Annotated in this window: 17 protein-coding genes; 11 read left to right on the forward strand and 6 right to left on the reverse strand. The window is 64.0% G+C overall.

The window, feature by feature from the left end; genetic code table 11:
* Positions 1 to 100: 100 nt before the first annotated feature.
* Positions 101 to 598, reverse strand: a complete 498-nt coding sequence (locus ACZYOF_RS22865; RefSeq protein ID WP_463717186.1) for a c-type cytochrome — start codon at positions 596 to 598, stop codon at positions 101 to 103.
* Between the two features lie 286 nt (positions 599 to 884).
* On the opposite strand from ACZYOF_RS22865, the gene ACZYOF_RS22870 reads away from it, so the two are divergent.
* The 4 genes from ACZYOF_RS22870 (at position 885) to ACZYOF_RS22885 (ending at position 5,549) form a co-directional block, all read left to right on the forward strand.
* Complete coding sequence (locus tag ACZYOF_RS22870) at positions 885 to 1,109, forward strand: dodecin (RefSeq protein WP_463717187.1); 225 nt, start codon at positions 885 to 887, stop codon at positions 1,107 to 1,109.
* Between the two features lie 126 nt (positions 1,110 to 1,235).
* Positions 1,236 to 3,113 carry an AMP-dependent synthetase/ligase gene (locus tag ACZYOF_RS22875; protein WP_463717188.1) on the forward strand — a complete coding sequence of 626 codons (1,878 nt, stop codon included), beginning with the start codon at positions 1,236 to 1,238 and terminating at the stop codon, positions 3,111 to 3,113.
* Between the two features lie 111 nt (positions 3,114 to 3,224).
* Positions 3,225 to 3,782, forward strand: coding sequence for a hypothetical protein (locus ACZYOF_RS22880; RefSeq protein ID WP_130583194.1), 558 nt, complete (start codon positions 3,225 to 3,227; stop codon positions 3,780 to 3,782).
* A gap of 249 nt (positions 3,783 to 4,031) precedes the next feature.
* On the forward strand, positions 4,032 to 5,549 hold the full coding sequence (locus tag ACZYOF_RS22885) for an AMP-binding protein (RefSeq protein ID WP_463717189.1): 1,518 nt from the start codon (positions 4,032 to 4,034) through the stop codon (positions 5,547 to 5,549).
* 125 nt (positions 5,550 to 5,674) lie between these two features.
* Here ACZYOF_RS22885 and ACZYOF_RS22890 read toward each other — a convergent pair whose 3' ends face one another.
* Both ACZYOF_RS22890 and ACZYOF_RS22895 read right to left on the reverse strand, forming a co-directional pair.
* Positions 5,675 to 6,097 (reverse strand): DUF1810 domain-containing protein, encoded by a 423-nt coding sequence (locus ACZYOF_RS22890; protein WP_463717190.1) that lies wholly within the window; start codon positions 6,095 to 6,097, stop codon positions 5,675 to 5,677.
* Positions 6,094 to 6,585 carry an NUDIX hydrolase gene (locus ACZYOF_RS22895; protein WP_463717191.1) on the reverse strand — a complete coding sequence of 164 codons (492 nt, stop codon included), beginning with the start codon at positions 6,583 to 6,585 and terminating at the stop codon, positions 6,094 to 6,096. The genes ACZYOF_RS22890 and ACZYOF_RS22895 overlap by 4 nt, the downstream gene beginning before the upstream one ends.
* Before the next feature lie 164 nt (positions 6,586 to 6,749).
* Here ACZYOF_RS22895 and ACZYOF_RS22900 point away from each other — a divergent pair, with 164 nt between their 5' ends.
* The 3 genes from ACZYOF_RS22900 (at position 6,750) to ACZYOF_RS22910 (ending at position 10,017) form a co-directional block, all read left to right on the forward strand.
* On the forward strand, positions 6,750 to 7,811 hold the full coding sequence (locus tag ACZYOF_RS22900; protein ID WP_463717192.1) for a DUF2252 family protein: 1,062 nt from the start codon (positions 6,750 to 6,752) through the stop codon (positions 7,809 to 7,811).
* A 143-nt stretch (positions 7,812 to 7,954) separates the two neighbouring features.
* On the forward strand, positions 7,955 to 8,926 hold the full coding sequence (locus ACZYOF_RS22905; RefSeq protein ID WP_130583465.1) for a S1C family serine protease: 972 nt from the start codon (positions 7,955 to 7,957) through the stop codon (positions 8,924 to 8,926).
* A gap of 17 nt (positions 8,927 to 8,943) precedes the next feature.
* Positions 8,944 to 10,017 (forward strand): carboxylesterase family protein, encoded by a 1,074-nt coding sequence (locus ACZYOF_RS22910; protein WP_463717193.1) that lies wholly within the window; start codon positions 8,944 to 8,946, stop codon positions 10,015 to 10,017.
* Positions 10,018 to 10,090: 73 nt separating this feature from the next.
* Here the strand turns inward: ACZYOF_RS22910 and ACZYOF_RS22915 are convergent, their stop codons facing one another.
* Entirely contained in the window at positions 10,091 to 10,831 is a 741-nt protein-coding gene (locus ACZYOF_RS22915; RefSeq protein WP_282530191.1) for an SDR family oxidoreductase, read from the reverse strand.
* A 120-nt stretch (positions 10,832 to 10,951) separates the two neighbouring features.
* On the opposite strand from ACZYOF_RS22915, the gene ACZYOF_RS22920 reads away from it, so the two are divergent.
* Together ACZYOF_RS22920 and ACZYOF_RS22925 are read left to right on the forward strand one after the other, a co-directional pair.
* A complete protein-coding gene (locus tag ACZYOF_RS22920) occupies positions 10,952 to 11,839 on the forward strand; it encodes a LysR family transcriptional regulator (protein ID WP_463717194.1) in 888 nt (295 codons plus the stop codon).
* A gap of 77 nt (positions 11,840 to 11,916) precedes the next feature.
* Positions 11,917 to 12,123 (forward strand): hypothetical protein, encoded by a 207-nt coding sequence (locus tag ACZYOF_RS22925; protein ID WP_463717195.1) that lies wholly within the window; start codon positions 11,917 to 11,919, stop codon positions 12,121 to 12,123.
* 15 nt (positions 12,124 to 12,138) lie between these two features.
* Here the strand turns inward: ACZYOF_RS22925 and ACZYOF_RS22930 are convergent, their stop codons facing one another.
* Positions 12,139 to 12,801, reverse strand: coding sequence for a DsbA family protein (locus ACZYOF_RS22930; protein ID WP_463717196.1), 663 nt, complete (start codon positions 12,799 to 12,801; stop codon positions 12,139 to 12,141).
* Positions 12,802 to 12,950: 149 nt separating this feature from the next.
* Entirely contained in the window at positions 12,951 to 13,445 is a 495-nt protein-coding gene (locus ACZYOF_RS22935; RefSeq protein ID WP_463717197.1) for a hypothetical protein, read from the reverse strand.
* A 189-nt stretch (positions 13,446 to 13,634) separates the two neighbouring features.
* On the opposite strand from ACZYOF_RS22935, the gene ACZYOF_RS22940 reads away from it, so the two are divergent.
* Both ACZYOF_RS22940 and ACZYOF_RS22945 read left to right on the forward strand, forming a co-directional pair.
* Positions 13,635 to 13,910: a PsiF family protein gene (locus tag ACZYOF_RS22940; protein WP_130584307.1), complete on the forward strand. Its 276-nt coding sequence runs from the start codon at positions 13,635 to 13,637 to the stop codon at positions 13,908 to 13,910.
* A 110-nt stretch (positions 13,911 to 14,020) separates the two neighbouring features.
* Entirely contained in the window at positions 14,021 to 15,085 is a 1,065-nt protein-coding gene (locus tag ACZYOF_RS22945; protein WP_463717216.1) for an AbrB family transcriptional regulator, read from the forward strand.
* Positions 15,086 to 16,039: the final 954 nt, after the last annotated feature.

Genomic DNA, 16,039 nt, shown 5'->3' on the forward strand with positions numbered 1-16,039 from the left:
CTTGGAGGATGGACCGCCTACTATGGAAAGCCTGGTCCAAAGGTGATGCGCCTGGGCCTCGAAGCCTTCCGTCGCATCAAATACGGCACCACTTTGAGGCTCAAAAATGTGTGAATCGGATAGCCGGAAAGCCGAACGCCCATTTCAGGCGCAACCGTGGCACCTGGTCGGCCCTGAGTCCCGCCATCTCGGCGGCCTGAAACCGGCTGTTGTTGATATCCGCGCCCCAACCGGTCCATCGCGGCCGGTCGAACGCCCCGTCAAAGCCGCGGGTGCCCTCCACGCAGTGCCCTGCTGCATCGGCCGTGGCGGCGGGAGCGCCGTCGCCAGCCTGTCTCCCGGTCACGAAGGAGGCGATCGCTTTGCGCTCATCGTCCGTTCGGTCCTTGACCATGGGAGCCATGCTCCCCAACGTGATCGCTCTGAGCACATGCTCGAACGCCATCGACTGCAATGCGGCGCGGTTGGGAATGCGGCTCTGCGGGTCGCCGGCATCGTGGCACTGGGCGCAGTGCTGCGCGTAAAGCTCGGCGCCGGTCTGCGCTGCGCTGGCGGGAAGGCAGGACCAGATCAAGAGGCCGACGGCCGCAGCGCTCAATCTCATGAGGCTCCCCCCTGGGCGCGACGATCCTAACCTATCGTCTCGGAGACACCGACAACCTGGGGATGATAGCGCGCTCGGGAAACCTCGAACAGTCATAACGTGCGTCGGGCGATGACCACCGGCTCATTTTGTGGGGCAAGCGGTGAGGCGAGCGGAACTCCAATAGCCGTAAGCTCGTTCAGACTGGACGCGGCGCCGACGCCGACTGATCCTGCGCGGACGGAGTAACAATCCGGATGCGCCGCGAATAACCGGAAGCGCCTTTCAAGGGAGGTTTGCCATGCCTGTGACAACCGAGAAGGACCACGTCTATAAGAGCCTGGACCTCGTCGGATCGTCCGAGAAGAGCATCGAGGATGCGATCCAGAACGCCATCGCCCGCGCCGCAAAGACCATTCGCGAGATGAAATGGTTCGAAGTCGTGCAGACGCGGGGCCATATCGAGAAGGGCACCGTCCGCCATTACCAGGTCACGCTGCGGGTTGGATTCACGCTGGAGGAGTGAGTCCGGCATTGCGGGCGCGCAAGCGGCGCCGACATACCCGTTCTTGCGCTAGCTCAAACATCTGAGGTAGTCCCCATGCGACAAATCCATGGTTTTGTTTGATGCTTAACGTCGTCGGGAGGCTATGTGCAGACGGAGAAACTGTCCGGCGCCAATTCGATTCCGCAACTTGGCGCACTGGACACACTTGCGCAGGTCCGTACGCTGCCCGAGCTATTGCGTTGGCGCGTCCGGGCAACGCCTGATACGGAAGCCTACCGGCATTTCGATGCGGCAGCCGAGCGCTGGGTCAGCCATTCCTGGCACGAGATCGATCGCGAGCTCGACCGCTGGCGGCGCGCGCTTGCTGCCGAGGGTTTCGCGGCCGGCGAGCGCGTCGCCATCCTGATGCCCAATGGCATCGAGCACATCGCGATGGACCAGGCCGCATTGTCGCGCGGCCTCGTGCCGGTGCCGATGCACGCGATCGATAATCCCGAAAGCATCGTCTACATCTTGAAGGATTCCGCGGCGTCGCTGCTGTTGGTCGACACCATCGACCGCTGGCGGATCCTCGCAAGCGCCGGCGCGCCGACGGACACGCTCAAGCGCGTCGTCTGCGTCGATCTGCAAGGTACCGAAGACCCGGCAATGGCGGATCATCGCCTCATGGCGCTGAAATCCTGGCTGGAGCGCGGACAGGCGGCAGAGGCCGTCATAAACGACGTGGCGTTGCAGCCGGACGATCTTGCCGCGATCGTCTACACCTCCGGTACGACCGGGCGACCCAAGGGCGTCATGCTCTCGCACGGCAACATCGTGGCGAACGTCAAGGCGATCCACGCGCGCATCGCCGCCAGTGCGAATGATGTCTTCCTGTCCTTCCTGCCGCTGTCGCACACGTTCGAGCGCACCGGCGGCTACTACTATCCGATCGCCGCCGGCGCCTGCGTCGCCTATGCGCGATCGGTGCAGCAGCTCTCCGATGATTTGAAGCAGGTGCGGCCGACAGTGCTGATCTCCGTGCCGCGGATCTATGAGCGCATCTATGCACTGATCATGCAGCACAGCGAGGCGGCCGGCCGCTTCGAACGCGAATTGCTCGATCTTACCATTGCCGTCGGTGGACGACGCTTTGATGCGCGGCAACAAGGCCGCAGCCCGTCGCTGTTGGACCGGATGGTCTGGCCGCTGCTCGAGCGCCTGGTCGCCGACAAGGTGCTGGCTCAGTTCGGCGGACGGCTGCGGGTCGCCGTCAGTGGCGGCGCGGCGATCGGCGAGCGGGTGATCCGGCTGTTCCTCGCGCTCGGACTGGACATCCTGCAGGGCTACGGCATGACCGAGACGTCACCCGTCGTCTCCGTCAATACCACTGACGACAACGATCCCCGCTCGGTCGGCCGGCCGCTCGACGGTATCGAAGTCAGGATCAGCGAGGATCAGGAGCTGCTGGTGCGAGGGCCGAACGTGATGCTCGGCTATTGGCACCGGCCGGAAGAGACGCATCGGATCAAGCAAGCCGACGGATGGCTGCATACCGGCGATCAGGCCCGCATCGAAGGCGGCCGCATCAGCATCACCGGCCGCATCAAGGACATCCTGGTGACTTCTACCGGCGAGAAGATCGCGCCCGTCGATCTCGAAACCGCGATCCTCGCCGATCCCCTGTTCGAGCAGGCCATGGTGATCGGCGAGAACCGTCCTTTTCTCGCGGCGCTCGTGGTGCTGAATGCGAAAGTGTGGGAGCGGGAGAAGGCCAGGCTCGCGGGCAGCGGTGCGGAGGCGGAAACCGCATTCCTCGTCAAGCGGATCGCCGAGGCCGTCAAAGCCTACCCGGCCTATGCGACACCGCGCGCGGTATGGTGGACGCTGGAGCCATGGACCATCGCCGCCGGCCTGTTGACGCCGACGCTGAAGAACAAGCGCCCCGCACTCGAGCACCGCTTTGCCGCGGAGATCGAACGGATCTACGCGCGCAAACCACAGGGTGGATCGCGTCCTGCAGCGTCAGCTGCGCGCTCGTGAAGGACATCGTTGCGTCGGAATTCAATTGTTAACTGAGCGAAGAGACCGTAAGAGAAACTACGCTTTGCTCGAACGTTAGGACGTCCTCACAATCCTGCCGGAGAACGAGCCTTGACCTTCCGCCGCCTGATTGCGCCGCTAACGGCAGCTACCATTCTTGCGTTCATCGGAGATGATGCATGGGCGCAGAGTGCGTTTCCGGCGCCGCTGCCAGGCCAGGCAGCGCAGCCGGGCCAGCCGGCGGAGAATGGCAGCCCGCCCGTGGCAAATTTCGTGAGCCCGTTCCCATCCGGCGGCGCGCCACTCATCGCCGTAGCTCCGCAAGAGGAAATCCCCGACCAATGCAGGCAAGAATTTAGTTCGCTGCGGGCAGAAGTCGAGGAGCGGGGTCGGTGGATCAGGGCTGCCGCCGCCCGGCGCGCGTCATCGGACGAAGCCTGCAAGCTGATCGACAAGTACGGCCAGGCCGAAATCAAGTTGATCGGCTATGTCGAGTCGCATGCGGCGAAATGCCGGTTTCCGATTAATATCAGGGACCGGTTGAAGGACGGGCATAAAACCACCGAGACCATACAGAAGAAGACCTGTACCGCGCAGCAGATGCAGAAGCTGCGGCCGGCTGGTCCGACCGGTGATTTCTGGCCCGAGTCCACCAAACCGCTCATGTAAGACAAGCGCTGTGACGGGCCGATATCCCGTAGGATGGGTAGAGCGAAGCGAAACCCATCAACGTCGGAGCAAGCGGTGAGAATGGTGGGTTTCGCTTCGCTCTACCCAGCCTACGATTCCGATTCGATCGTCAAGCAATGACTCTCAGCCGCGGCTTGACTCGCCTCGCCCCTGTTGATGAAGTGCGCCACGCCACATCATCCACGACACAAAAGCGGCTGCGAGCAGCCCACCAAATGGAAACGCCTCATGCTGATCCCGATCGCCGATGTGCCGCGCTGGTATGCTGAACGCCAGCCGGCGGACACGATCGCCATTCGTCACGGACAGGACACGCTGACCTGGGAGCAACTGGAGCACCGTGCCAATGCCCGCGCGCGGGCGTTTGCGGCCAAGGGCGTCAAGCCCGGCGACTTCGTCGCGATCGGGCTGCCCAACAGCAACGCATTCTTCGAGACCACCTTCGCGGTATGGAAGTGCGGCGCGACGCCGACCTCGCTGTCCTGGCGGTTGCCGCGCGGCGAAGCAGCCGCGGTGCTCGATATCCTCAAGCCCGCGCTGGTGGTCGGCGGCGAGCCCGATTGGGATGCACCGAACTCGCTGCCGACCGGCTTCGTGCCCGAAGGGTTTTCAGACGAGCCGCTCACGGCACCCATCTCACGCTATTGGAAGGCGATGACGAGTGGCGGCTCGACCGGGCGGCCGAAAGTGATCCTCGATCATCTGCCCGCCGTGGTCGACACCACCATGGCGCCGCCGCTCGGCATCCCGCTCGGCGCCTCCCTGCTCAATCCGGGGCCGCTGTATCACAACGCGCCATTCATCGTTTCGCATTTTGCCCTGTTCGCCGGCGGACGGCTCACCGGCCTGACCAAGTTCGACGCCGAGGAGGCGCTGCGCCAGATCGAGGCCGAGCGGGTGCAATGGATCAATTTTGTGCCGACCATGATGCACCGGATCTGGTCGCTGCCGGACGAGGTGCGCAACCGCTACGATCTCTCCAGCCTGCAGGTCGTGTTCCACATGGCGGCGCCGATGCCGCCATGGCTGAAGGAGAAATGGATCGAGTGGCTGGGACCGGAGCGGATCTGGGAGCTGTATGGCGGCACCGAGCGGCAGGGCTCCTGCATCATCTCCGGAGTCGAATGGCTCGCACACAAGGGCTCGGTCGGCAAGATCGGCGAGACTGCGCGCCTGCGCATCATCGGCGAGGACGGCAATGACGCAACTCCAGGCGAGACCGGCGAGATCTATTTCCTGCCCAATGATGGCGCCGGCACCACCTATCACTATCTCGGCGCCGAGCCGAAACGCCGCGCCGACGGCTGGGAGTCGCTCGGCGATATCGGCCGGCTCGATGAAGATGGCTATCTCTATCTCGGCGACCGGCTCGCCGACATGATCCTGCGCGGCGGTGCCAACATCTATCCGGCGGAAGTCGAGGCCGCGGTGTGCGCGCATCCCGATGTGCGCTCCTGCGTGGTGGTCGGCCTGCCCGACCCCGAATTCGGCCAGCGCATCCATGCGATCCTCGAGTGCGATCCATCGATCAACGCGCAGGCTATCGCCGACGGCATGGGCGATTTCCTCGCCGACCGGCTGAGCCGCTACAAGCATCCGGAGAGCTTTGAAATCGTGCCCGCGCAAGTGCGTGACGACTCCGGCAAGGTCCGCCGCACGCTATTGCGCGACGAGCGCGCCGCATGGCTGAAGGAGAATCACGCATTCCGGATCATGCCGTCGCGCATGCAGGCGAAGGCGGAGTGAGCCCACGCCGTCATTCCGGGGCGCGCGTCAGCGCGAACCCGGAATCCATTTCTCCACTTACGCATGCGGCCCGATGGATTCCGGGCTCGCGCTGACGCGCGCCCCGGAATGACGTCGGTTCAGCTTTAGCCAGCTAACAGCTCAAGCGTTCGTGGGTCGGCTTCGCCGCCATAATATTTCTTCAGCGCAGCGGGAAATTCGGGAACGGCCGACACCGCGGCAAACAGCGTCATCGAGGAGCGGAACTTCAGATCGTCGGGACTGCCGAGAATTTCCCGGATGGTCTTGCCATCGACGGCGTTGACGAGACGCGTGCATTCGAGCAGCCGCGGTCCCAGGATCTCATGCTTCAGATAGGCGATCGCCTCGTCGCGAGAGGCGATCGCAAAGCGCTGCGCCATCGCGCTGAACCCGAGACCGGCAAGCTGCGGGAAGATGAACCACATCCAGTGGCTTTGCTTGCGGCCGCGGCTGAGCTCCGCCACAACCTGCGGATAAACGGGGGCCTGAGCATCGACAAAGCGCGCGAGATCAAAGCGGTCGCTCATGGGCTTCTCCCTGATGGGCCGACGAGCTCGACGAGGCGATCGAGCAACGGCCGCTGGCCTTCGAGTATCTTCGCATGCGCGGCGACGAGATCGAACCATTCGGCGCGGTCGATCTCCGGAAATGCCTGCATCTTCCCGCTTCTCGGCGGCCACTCGATCTCGAACATATTACTCCTGATAGCATGCACATCGAGATCGCCTTCGACGGCGAAAGCGATCACGCGCTTTCCGGCGCGCTGGCGGATCTCGCCCAGCGGTTCGAGCGGCTGATCAAGGACGACGCCGGTCTCCTCGGCAAATTCGCGGCGCGCCACGGCGATTGCATCCTCCTCGCCGTCCATCTCCCCCTTCGGGATCGACCAGGCGCCCTCGTCCTCGCGGCGCCAGTAGGGCCCGCCGGGATGCACGAGCAGAACTTCCAGCCGCGACCCCGAACGGCGATACATCATGATGCCCGCACTTGCGGGCGTGCGGCGTGTCGCCTTCAACGATCTTTGCTCCCGCCATGCATTTTCGGCTCCGTCGGCCAGCACCGGATTGATCGGCATGTATGCGACGTTTCGCATCGGCTCAAGACGCTACATGCGAGGTTTTGCGAGATCACATCTTAAGGTCGAATCCGTTCCACCGATCCAACCGTGTGAGGTCTCCCATGTCTTTCCGCGATGATAACAGGGAATTCGAGAAGTGGTTGGCGACGCAGTGCGACATCGTCAAGAGCGACATCGACTACAAGCACGAGCGAATGAAGGAGAGCGCCTTCATCTTCCTGCGCGCGACCTATTTCCGCTGGGCGAGGAAAATCGGCGACTGGTGTCCGGAGTTGATGGACGCGCCCAAGGTGCTCGCGGTCGGCGATCTGCATCTGGAAAATTTCGGAACCTGGCGCGACGCCGATGGGCGTCTGGTCTGGGGAGTCAACGATTTCGACGAAGCCGCCGAGATGCCCTATGTGCTCGATCTCGTCCGTCTGGCAACCAGCATCCAACTCGCGCCGCGTTCGGCTGTCGACGATGAAGATGCCGCTAGCACCCTGTTGAAGGGATATCACGAGGGCCTGAAATACCCGCGACCGGCGCTGTTGTTCGAGAACCGAACCTGGCTCAGGCCCTACGCCGAGCCGGACGACGGAGAAGCGGAAGAATTCTGGGACGACATCGAAAAATATCGCAAGCCCCGGCCGCGACCGAGGGAGGTCGAGAAGGTACTGGAGGCAAGCCTGCCTAAGGACGCGACCGACATCCGGCTATGCCAGATTTTCAAGAAGGGCGGCGGCAGCCTGGGACGGCCGCGTTACGCCGTGATCGCAAAATGGCGCGAAGGCCTGGTCGTGCGTGAGGCAAAGGCGTTAGTGCCCTCGGCATGGACCTGGGCTCACGATGCGACAACATCGAAGAAATCGAATTTCCTCAAATCGGCCAACGGCAGGTACCGTTCGCCGGATCCCTTTCTGACCGTACACAAGAAGTTCATCTTCCGCCGCATCTCCGCCGACTCCAAGAAAATCGAACTCGGCAAGAGCGCCGGGAGAAAGCTGCACGTGAAGCTGCTTCACGCCATGGCATTCGATGTTGCGTCCATCCACGCCGCCAGCCCGGCCGGACGCCAAGCCATCGAAGCCGACCTGCGAAAACGCCCACGCGGCTGGTTGCAAGCAGCGGCAACTGTCGCGAACGGGAAGGTTCGGCGCGACTATCGGCAATGGCGGGGCTGATGGATTTGTAGTCGTTCCAAACCGCGAAGCCCGCTCGCGCTGGGCTCATTTCGTTGTTATATTGTCTTCGGGACGATCGACCGGACATTGATTATTGGGTGCGGCGTTAGTCGAAGGAAACGCGATTCTTACGGAGATCCTTCATGTCTTCCTTGACCGAATGGAAAGTGCCACCGGCACACCAGCCCAGTTCCGGCAACTACAAGTTTGACCTCGACCGCGCGCTTGCCGCCGTGGTGGGACTGCACTCCATCATCCCGTCCGACGCGTTCAGCGCGGAGACGCTGGGCACGGAGCGCGCCGGCAACGGTGTCCTGATCGACGACGGGCTGGTGCTGACGATCGGCTATCTCATCACTGAAGCGGAAACCGTGTGGCTGCATCTTGGCGACGGTCGTGTAATCGAGGGCCATCCGCTCGGCTTCGATTTCGAATCCGGCTTCGGCCTGGTGCAGGCGCTGGGACGGCCGGGCATCGAGCCGATGCCGATCGGCTCGTCTGCCGCGACGAAGGTCGGCGACAATGTCGTGGTCGGCGGCGCCGGCGGCCGCACCCGCTCGCTGGCGAGCCAGATCGTGGCGAAGCAGGAATTTGCAGGCTATTGGGAATACCTGCTCGACGAAGCGATCTTTACCTATCCCGCGCATCCCAATTGGGGCGGCACCGCGCTGATCTCCGGCAAAGGCGAATTGATCGGCATCGGCTCGCTGCAGCTCGAACGCGAGCGCAACGCCCGCGCTGAGCATGTCAACATGATGGTCCCGATCGACCTCTTGATGCCGGTGTTCGACGACCTGCGCAAATATGGCCGCGTCAATCGGCCATCGCGGCCCTGGCTCGGCATGTACACGACCGAGATCGACAACCGCATCGTCGTGGTCGGCATCGCCGGCAAGGGCCCGGCGGCGCGCGCCGAGCTGAAGACCGGCGACGTCATCCTCGCCGTCAACGGCGAAAAGGTGATGAGCCAGGCGAGCTTCTATCGCAAGCTCTGGTCGCTCGGCACCGCCGGCGTCGACGTGCCGCTCACCGTCTATCACGAAGGCGTCACCTTCGACGTCACGCTGGCCTCGATCGATCGCACGAAACTCTTGAAGGGGCCGCGGCTGCATTGAGCGCGAAGAGCAGTGCAATGAGCGAGGCCGTGGTGGACGACATCGTGGCCGTGCTGCCACCGCTGCTGCAAACGCTGGAATCGCTCGGCTTCATCGCGCGCCACCTGCACCCACCGGAGTTCGGCCACGTGCTGCAAATCGCGGGCGAGCCGGACGAGGCGCTGCGCGCGGTCCGCCCGCGGCTCGCCGACTGGCCGGAGCAATTTGCCGCGATCAGGGCGCAACTCGAAACCGCAAGCAATGCGGCACTCGCCGCCTATCAGGGGCTGCGCGCCGTGCAGGACGGCAATGGTGATCTCGTGAGCGTGTTCCGCGCGCTGCGCTACACGCCGCGCGCGCTGGAAGCGCTCTATCCGCTGGCCGCGCGATTGCCGCCCGTGAACGAGTTCTTCACCGATCCCGCCTTCCGCGGGGATACAGAACTGCTGGCGCGGCTGGCCGAGCCTGCCGGTGAAATCACCGGCATCCTGCACGACAGCAACGAGCCGGGCAGCCGCGGCGGCTTTTCGCTGTACGTGCCAGAATATTACACACCCGACCGCGCCTGGCCGCTGGTGATGGCGCTGCATGGCGGCAGCGGCAATGGCCGCGGCTTCCTGTGGAGCTGGCTGCGCGACGCACGCAGCCGCGGCGCCATCCTCGTCTCGCCGACCGCGCGCGGAAGCACCTGGGCGTTGATGGGCGACGATATCGACACGCCGAACCTTGTCCGCATTCTCGATTTCGTGCGGTCGCGCTGGACTATCGACGAGAAGCGAATGCTGATGACGGGAATGAGCGACGGCGGCACGTTCTGCTATGTTTCAGGCTTGGGCAGCGCCTCGCCCTTCACCCACCTCGCCCCGGTGGCAGCAACCTTTCATCCGCTGATGGCCGAAATGGCGAACGCGGAACGGCTACGCGGATTGCCGATCCATATCGTGCATGGGACGCTCGACTGGATGTTCCCGGTGCAGGTCGCGCGCCAGACGAAGCAGGCGCTGAGCGCGGCCGGTGCCGCCGTCACCTATCGCGAGCTCGACGACCTCAGCCATACCTACCCGCGCGAGATGAACGCGGTGATTTTGGAGTGGCTGAATGAAGTGCCGTAGCCCGGGTGAAGCGCCAGCGTAGCCCGGGATCAGTCGCTACGCTGGCGTATCGGTCCTCGTTGATGTCGGGGTTTCAGACCAGGCCGCCATTGGCGCGCAGCGTCTGGCCGTTGATCCAGGAGCCGTCGGGACCGGCGAGGAAGGACACGACCGAGGCGATGTCCTCGGGCGTGCCGAGCCGCTCCAGCGGATTCGCCTTCGCAAGGCGGTCGATCAGTTCCGGCGACTTGCCGTGCAGGAACAGATCGGTCGCCGTCGGACCGGGTGCGACCGCGTTGACCGTGATCGCGCGTCCGCGCAATTCCTTGGACAGGATCGCGGTCAAGACCTCGATCGCCGCCTTGGTCGCGGTGTAGGCGCCGTAGGTCTCGAACTTGGTGCCGACGACGCTGGTCGAGAAATTGATGATGCGTCCACCGTCGCGCAGCCGGCGCGCGGCCTCGCGCATCGCATTGAAGCTGCCCTTGAGGTTGATGGCCACGTGCTGGTCGAACAGCGCGTCATCGGTGTCGGCGATCCTGGCAAGCTTCATGATGCCGGCGTTGTTGACGAGCACGTCGACGCCGCCGAACGCGGCTTCCGCCGCATCGAATACGCCGCGCACCGCGTTGGGATCGCTGACGTCAGCCTTGGCCGTGAGAGCCCGGCCGCCGGCGGCTTCGATCCGGCTCGCCACCGCCTCGGCGGCTTTGGTGTCGCCGGCGTAATTGATCACGACGGTGAAGCCGTCCTTCGCAAGGCGTTCGGCCACCGCGGCGCCGATCCCGCGCGAGGCGCCCGTTACCAGTGCCACTTTGTTGGTTTCGTTCGACATCTTGTTCTCCTCTCGGTCTGCGGCTTGGCCGCTGGGTGACAGGAGCAAGGTAGGCACTTTCACACTCCGGATAATCATGCATAGATTGGCATCACTATTCCCAAAATCCGGATAATCGCGATGGATCGGTTCGATGCGATGCGGGTGTTCACCCGGGTGGTGGAGCGGCGCAGCTTTTCGCTTGCAGCTGAGGATCTCGGCCTGCCGCGCTCGACGGTGACGGACGCCGTTAAATCGCTGGAGGCGCGGCTCGGCGTGCGGCTGATCGAACGCACCACGCGGCATGTCCGCCCGACCCTCGATGGCGAAGCCCATTACCGCCGCTGCCTGTCGCTGATCGCCGACCTCGAGGATGCCGAAGGCGCATTCGGCGGCGGCAAGCCGAAGGGGCTGTTGCGGTTGGAAGTGCAGGGCACGCTGGCGCGTCACTTCCTGCTGCCCAACCTGCCGGGCTTCTTCGCGGAATATCCCGGCATCGAGATCAACATGAGCGAGAGCGACCGCTGGATCGACCTGATCGAGGAAGGCGTCGATTGCGTCTTGCGCTTCGGCCATCTGCCCGACAGCGACATGATCGCAAGGCAGGTGGTGATGCTGGAGCGCTTCACCTGCGCGGCGCCTGGCTATTTCGAGCGCTTCGGCACGCCGTCTGGTCCCGATGCGCTCGAAGGCCACCGCATGATCGGGATACGCTCGCTGACGACGGGGCGGCTGCGGCCGATGGAGTTCGTGGTCGGAGGCACGGTGCGCGAAGTGACGCTGCCGGCGATCATGTCGGTGACGGGACCGGAGAGCTACCTCGCCACCGCGCGGCTCGGCCTCGGCCTGGTCCAGGTGCCGCGCTTTCACGCCGAAACCGATCTGGCGCGTGGGGCGCTCGTTGAGGTGCTCACCGAATGTCCGCCGCCGTCGGTCCCGGTCTCCCTGCTCTACCCGCGCAATCGCCAGCTCTCGCCGCGCGTGCGCGTGTTCATCGATTACGTGATGCGCGCCTTCAGGCGGGCGTAGGCACGGTTCCGTCACTGGCCGGACCCGGAACCATCCGCCGCCAATCTCCGTTATCAGCGGTCACCGGAGGTTTGGTCATGCGAACGTTTTTCGGAATGATCTTGGGTGCGCTGCTGCTGATTGCGGGCGTTTATCTCTATGATTCGATGCGGACGTCGAGCGTGGCGAACGGCCAGGTCGCGCAGAGCGGCCGTACCATCGTCAACTGGGACGTTGCCGCCGATGACCTGAAGGCGCTGAAAGCACGCGCCCATGAGGACTGGCAGAAGATTTCATCGCGCTAGCGAGAGCCGCCAGACCTAGCGACTCATGTTCGCCTTGCGCGCGTCGGCGATGGCCTGCACAAACTGCTCCTTGGTCAGGATGCCGGGCACGCGGAATTTGCCGACGATGAAGGACGGCGTGCCCTGAAAACCGAAGGCCTCGGCCTGGGCATTGTTGCGCGCAAGAATGGCATCGATCGACGTGGCATTATCAGCAAGATCGCGCTTCAAGCGATCGATGTCGATGCTCGCACCTCCGAGCACCTCCTGTATCCGCGGCTCGGTCAGCTTGGTGGTGAAGCCCATCATCGCCTCATGCGCTGCCTGAAACTTGTCCTGATATTTCGCGGCCAGCGCCATGCGCGATGCGACCTTCGACACATCGCCCAGGATCGGCCAATCCTTCCACACCAGGCGCACCTTGCCATCGTCCTGCGCAATTTGCTGCAGTTCAGGCGCGATCTTGCGGCAATAGGGACACTGGTAGTCGAACCACTCGACGATGCTGATGTCGCCCTTGGCGTTGCCGGCGACAGGGATCTCCGGATCGCGCAGCACGGCGGCTTCGGTCAGCACCTTCTCTTCTTCCTGCGCGACGGCAGTGCCGCCCAGCAGCGTGATGCCGGCAGCCATCAGGCCGAGCGCGGCGCGGCGCGTGGGTTCCGGATTGATTCCGGCACGATCGGTCGGTGGGCTCATGTCAAATCTCGCGGCTGCCTTCGCTGTCTACGCTCGGCAGGCGGACATGTCACGCAGCTTTGCTGAGCTCACCAAACTCGTCCGAAACACGGCACGATAAAGGCTGACGCGGCCGGCGTCATACTCCGACCGCGCCAGCCGCTTCAAGATCAAGCGGCGCCCTTCAACCGCTTGGTGCATTCGCTGTAATAGCCGCCGCCCTTCTGGATCCACTTCAGACCGCCATTGGCATTGGTGGTCTTGTTGGCATTGTACTGGTCGACGCAGGTGTGCATGCGCGCCTTGCCCTGCGTCTCCTTGGCGTATTTCGGATCGACCGCGTTCGGGAATACCGCCGGTCCCGCCGGCAACGCAGGCGCTGCGGCTGGCGCGGCTTCCTTCTTGGCCTCCTTGGCAGCCGGGGCCGGCGCGGGCGCAGCGGCTGTCGGTGCAGCGGGCGCGGCAGCGGCTGGCGTTGCGTTCGCGCCGCACTCGGCCTTGCGGAAGTCGTTCCACTTCTGGCCGCCGAGTGTTCCGGCTGCCTTGGCCGCCTGGTACTTGGCGCTGCATTCCTGCGCGGTCAGGGCCTCAGCCGGCGCCGACATCACGAATGCGGCGAGACCCGAGGCCGCCATCGCACAAAGCAGTTTGGCTTGAATTGTCATGGTTGTTCTCCCTTTCCGTCAAACCTCAGCGCGTTGATGAGGGCCGCATCCTAACGCAACCGGAACTTGCGACAACGCATTGGCGAACCGCCCCGTCAAAATATTGTGGCGACCGACACGCGCGATATTCATCGGCGGTTCAGCATCGGGCGACGACGGTTTCGCGTCCAATCATTCGAGGTGTGCCTCATGCCGAAGTTTTCCTCCCTCGCCACCACAACCGCCCTCGCCGCGTTCCTGCTGACGGGCACCGCCTTTGCGCAAACCACTGCGCCCGCGCCGAAGGACACCGCCAAGACCGAGACCAAGGCGCCGCCGTCACCGGACGAGAAGAAGGCACGCAGCGCCGCCTCGCTGGAATGCTCCAAGCAGGCCGATGCGAAAAGCCTGCACGGCAAGGAGCGCAAGAAATTCCGCCGCGAATGCCTGAAGGAAGCCGCCGACAAGAGCGCGGGCGCGAAGTAAGGGCGGCACCCGGCCTCCAAAAATCCGGCGCATTGCTGCAATCGCGAGATGCATTTGTCGCGGGCCTGCGGATTTGGCATAACGCCATCGTGAACCTGCTCCCCGCATCGATGGCGCTTGCCATTCCCAGCCGCGCGAACATCCTCAATACGACCGAGACGCTCGTCATCGGCGCCGCGGGCGGCCTGCTGTTTTTGTGGGCGAACTTGCCAGGCGGGCTGATTTCCGGCGCGATGATCGCGGTCGGCATCGCCGCGCTCGCCGGCCGGCCGCTCACCGTGCCGCCGGTAGTGACCCAGACCGTGCTGATCCTGCTCGGCATCTCGCTTGGCTCCCTGGTGTCGCGGCAACTGATCCAGCATGTGAGCGCGTATCCGCTCACCATCGCGCTGCTCTCGCTCGCCACCGTCTGCTCGATCTTCGGCAGCAGCTTCTATTTGCAGCGCGTGCATGGCTGGGACCAGACTTCGGCTTTCCTCGCCGGCAGCCCCGGCGCGTTGTCGCAGATCACGATGCTCGCGATCGAGAAGGGCGCCGATGTCGCCGCGATCGCCGTGGTGCAGACCATGCGCGTGATCATCCTGACCGCCGCTTTGCCACTGATGCTGGCGGTGCTCGGCATAGCACCCGCGGCGCCGCCGACGATCGCCTCCGCCAGCGCCTCGCCGATCGAGCTCGCGGCGCTAATCGCGGCCTCCATCGGCGCGGCGCTCGTGCTGCGCTGGGCGAAATTTCCGGCAAGGTGGATGTTCGGCGCCATGCTCGCCTCCAGCCTGCTGCACGGCGTCGGCGCGATCGAGGGCGGCCTGCCGCCCTGGGTGCGCGGCGTCGCGCTGGTCGGCATCGGCGCCCTGATCGGCTCGCGCTTTGCGCGCATGAAGCTCTCGACCTTGCGCAGCCATATCAATGCCGGGCTCGGCTCGTTCGCGGTCGCGATCGTGATCTCCGCGATCTTCGTTGCCGCGATCACGCTGACCACGCAGGTCCATCTCTCCGACGTCGTCGTCGCCTTTGCCCCCGGTGCGATGGACGCCATGTTGGCGCTGGCGCTGACGTTGCACATCGACCCGATCTTCGTCGGCGCCCACCACCTCTCGCGCTTCGTGTTCGTGACGCTGGCAACACCCGGCATCGTGCACCTGTTCGGCCGCCCGCAGGAAGACGTGGACGATTAAGCGGACGCGTCTCACTCGTCATTGCGAGCGGAGCGAAGCAATCCATGCCTCCGCAAGCGGCGCGATGGATTGCTTCGCTGCGCTCGCAATGACGGGGATAGGCTCTCATTTGAATTTCAAACAGCGTGAGGATGTGAATCTGCGTTCTCGCGGCGCGTTACGCCCGAACTTTGCGTCACTTTCCGCCCTCTCGAAAAATAGAGGGCGCAGGGAAAGCCGGGTGCTGGTTGCACCCGTGGGTCCCGTGCAACAAAAAGCACGGGGGTAGGACCACAGGTTCAACCGAAGCAGTCCGGCTTTCCCTGCGCGATGGTGTTACGGCTTATTTCGTGCTCTCCCCGGTGACCGGGCTTTCTTGCCACCGTCACTTCGTTAGAAGCTTAGCGCCAGCGTCGGGGCGCCAGGACCACACGACTTCGCCGTCCGTGATGTGCGCGCTCGTCAGTCGCACGCATCACGTCCACCGCATCTCACCGCAACGTTCGTGACGATCGCGACCCGCCCCTCATCCGCCATGAGACGCGCAGAGTTAAATCACTGATTTGCCCGACGGGTTAAGCGGTTTATTTTCCGCGTGAGGGCTGGACGACCCAAATCACCTTGGAATCGCTCGCGAATTTTCTTCCGTCATTCCGGGGCATCGCGAAGCGATGAGCCCGGAATCCATTTCGCCGCTCGCGCAAATGGACGAATAGATTCCGGGCTCGTCCTTCGGACGCCCCGGAATGACGAAGAGAGGTTGGCGATCGCCGCGGCGCGCTCGCACTTCCGCATTGCGCTTAGGAACACGGGCTACGCTTCGAGCACTGGATTTCTGAGTGCAAGCTGTTTCTTCTTGCCCTTTCGACAAATCATCGAGGATCACGCAGTCGGGTCCGGGCCCGCACTGCGCGTTTGGACAGCGGCGATTTGACCCGCCGCCTTGAATGACGGCGGGAGTTGTGAGAGCTGATC

The organism is Bradyrhizobium sp. LeoA1Lang, from assembly GCF_055413685.1.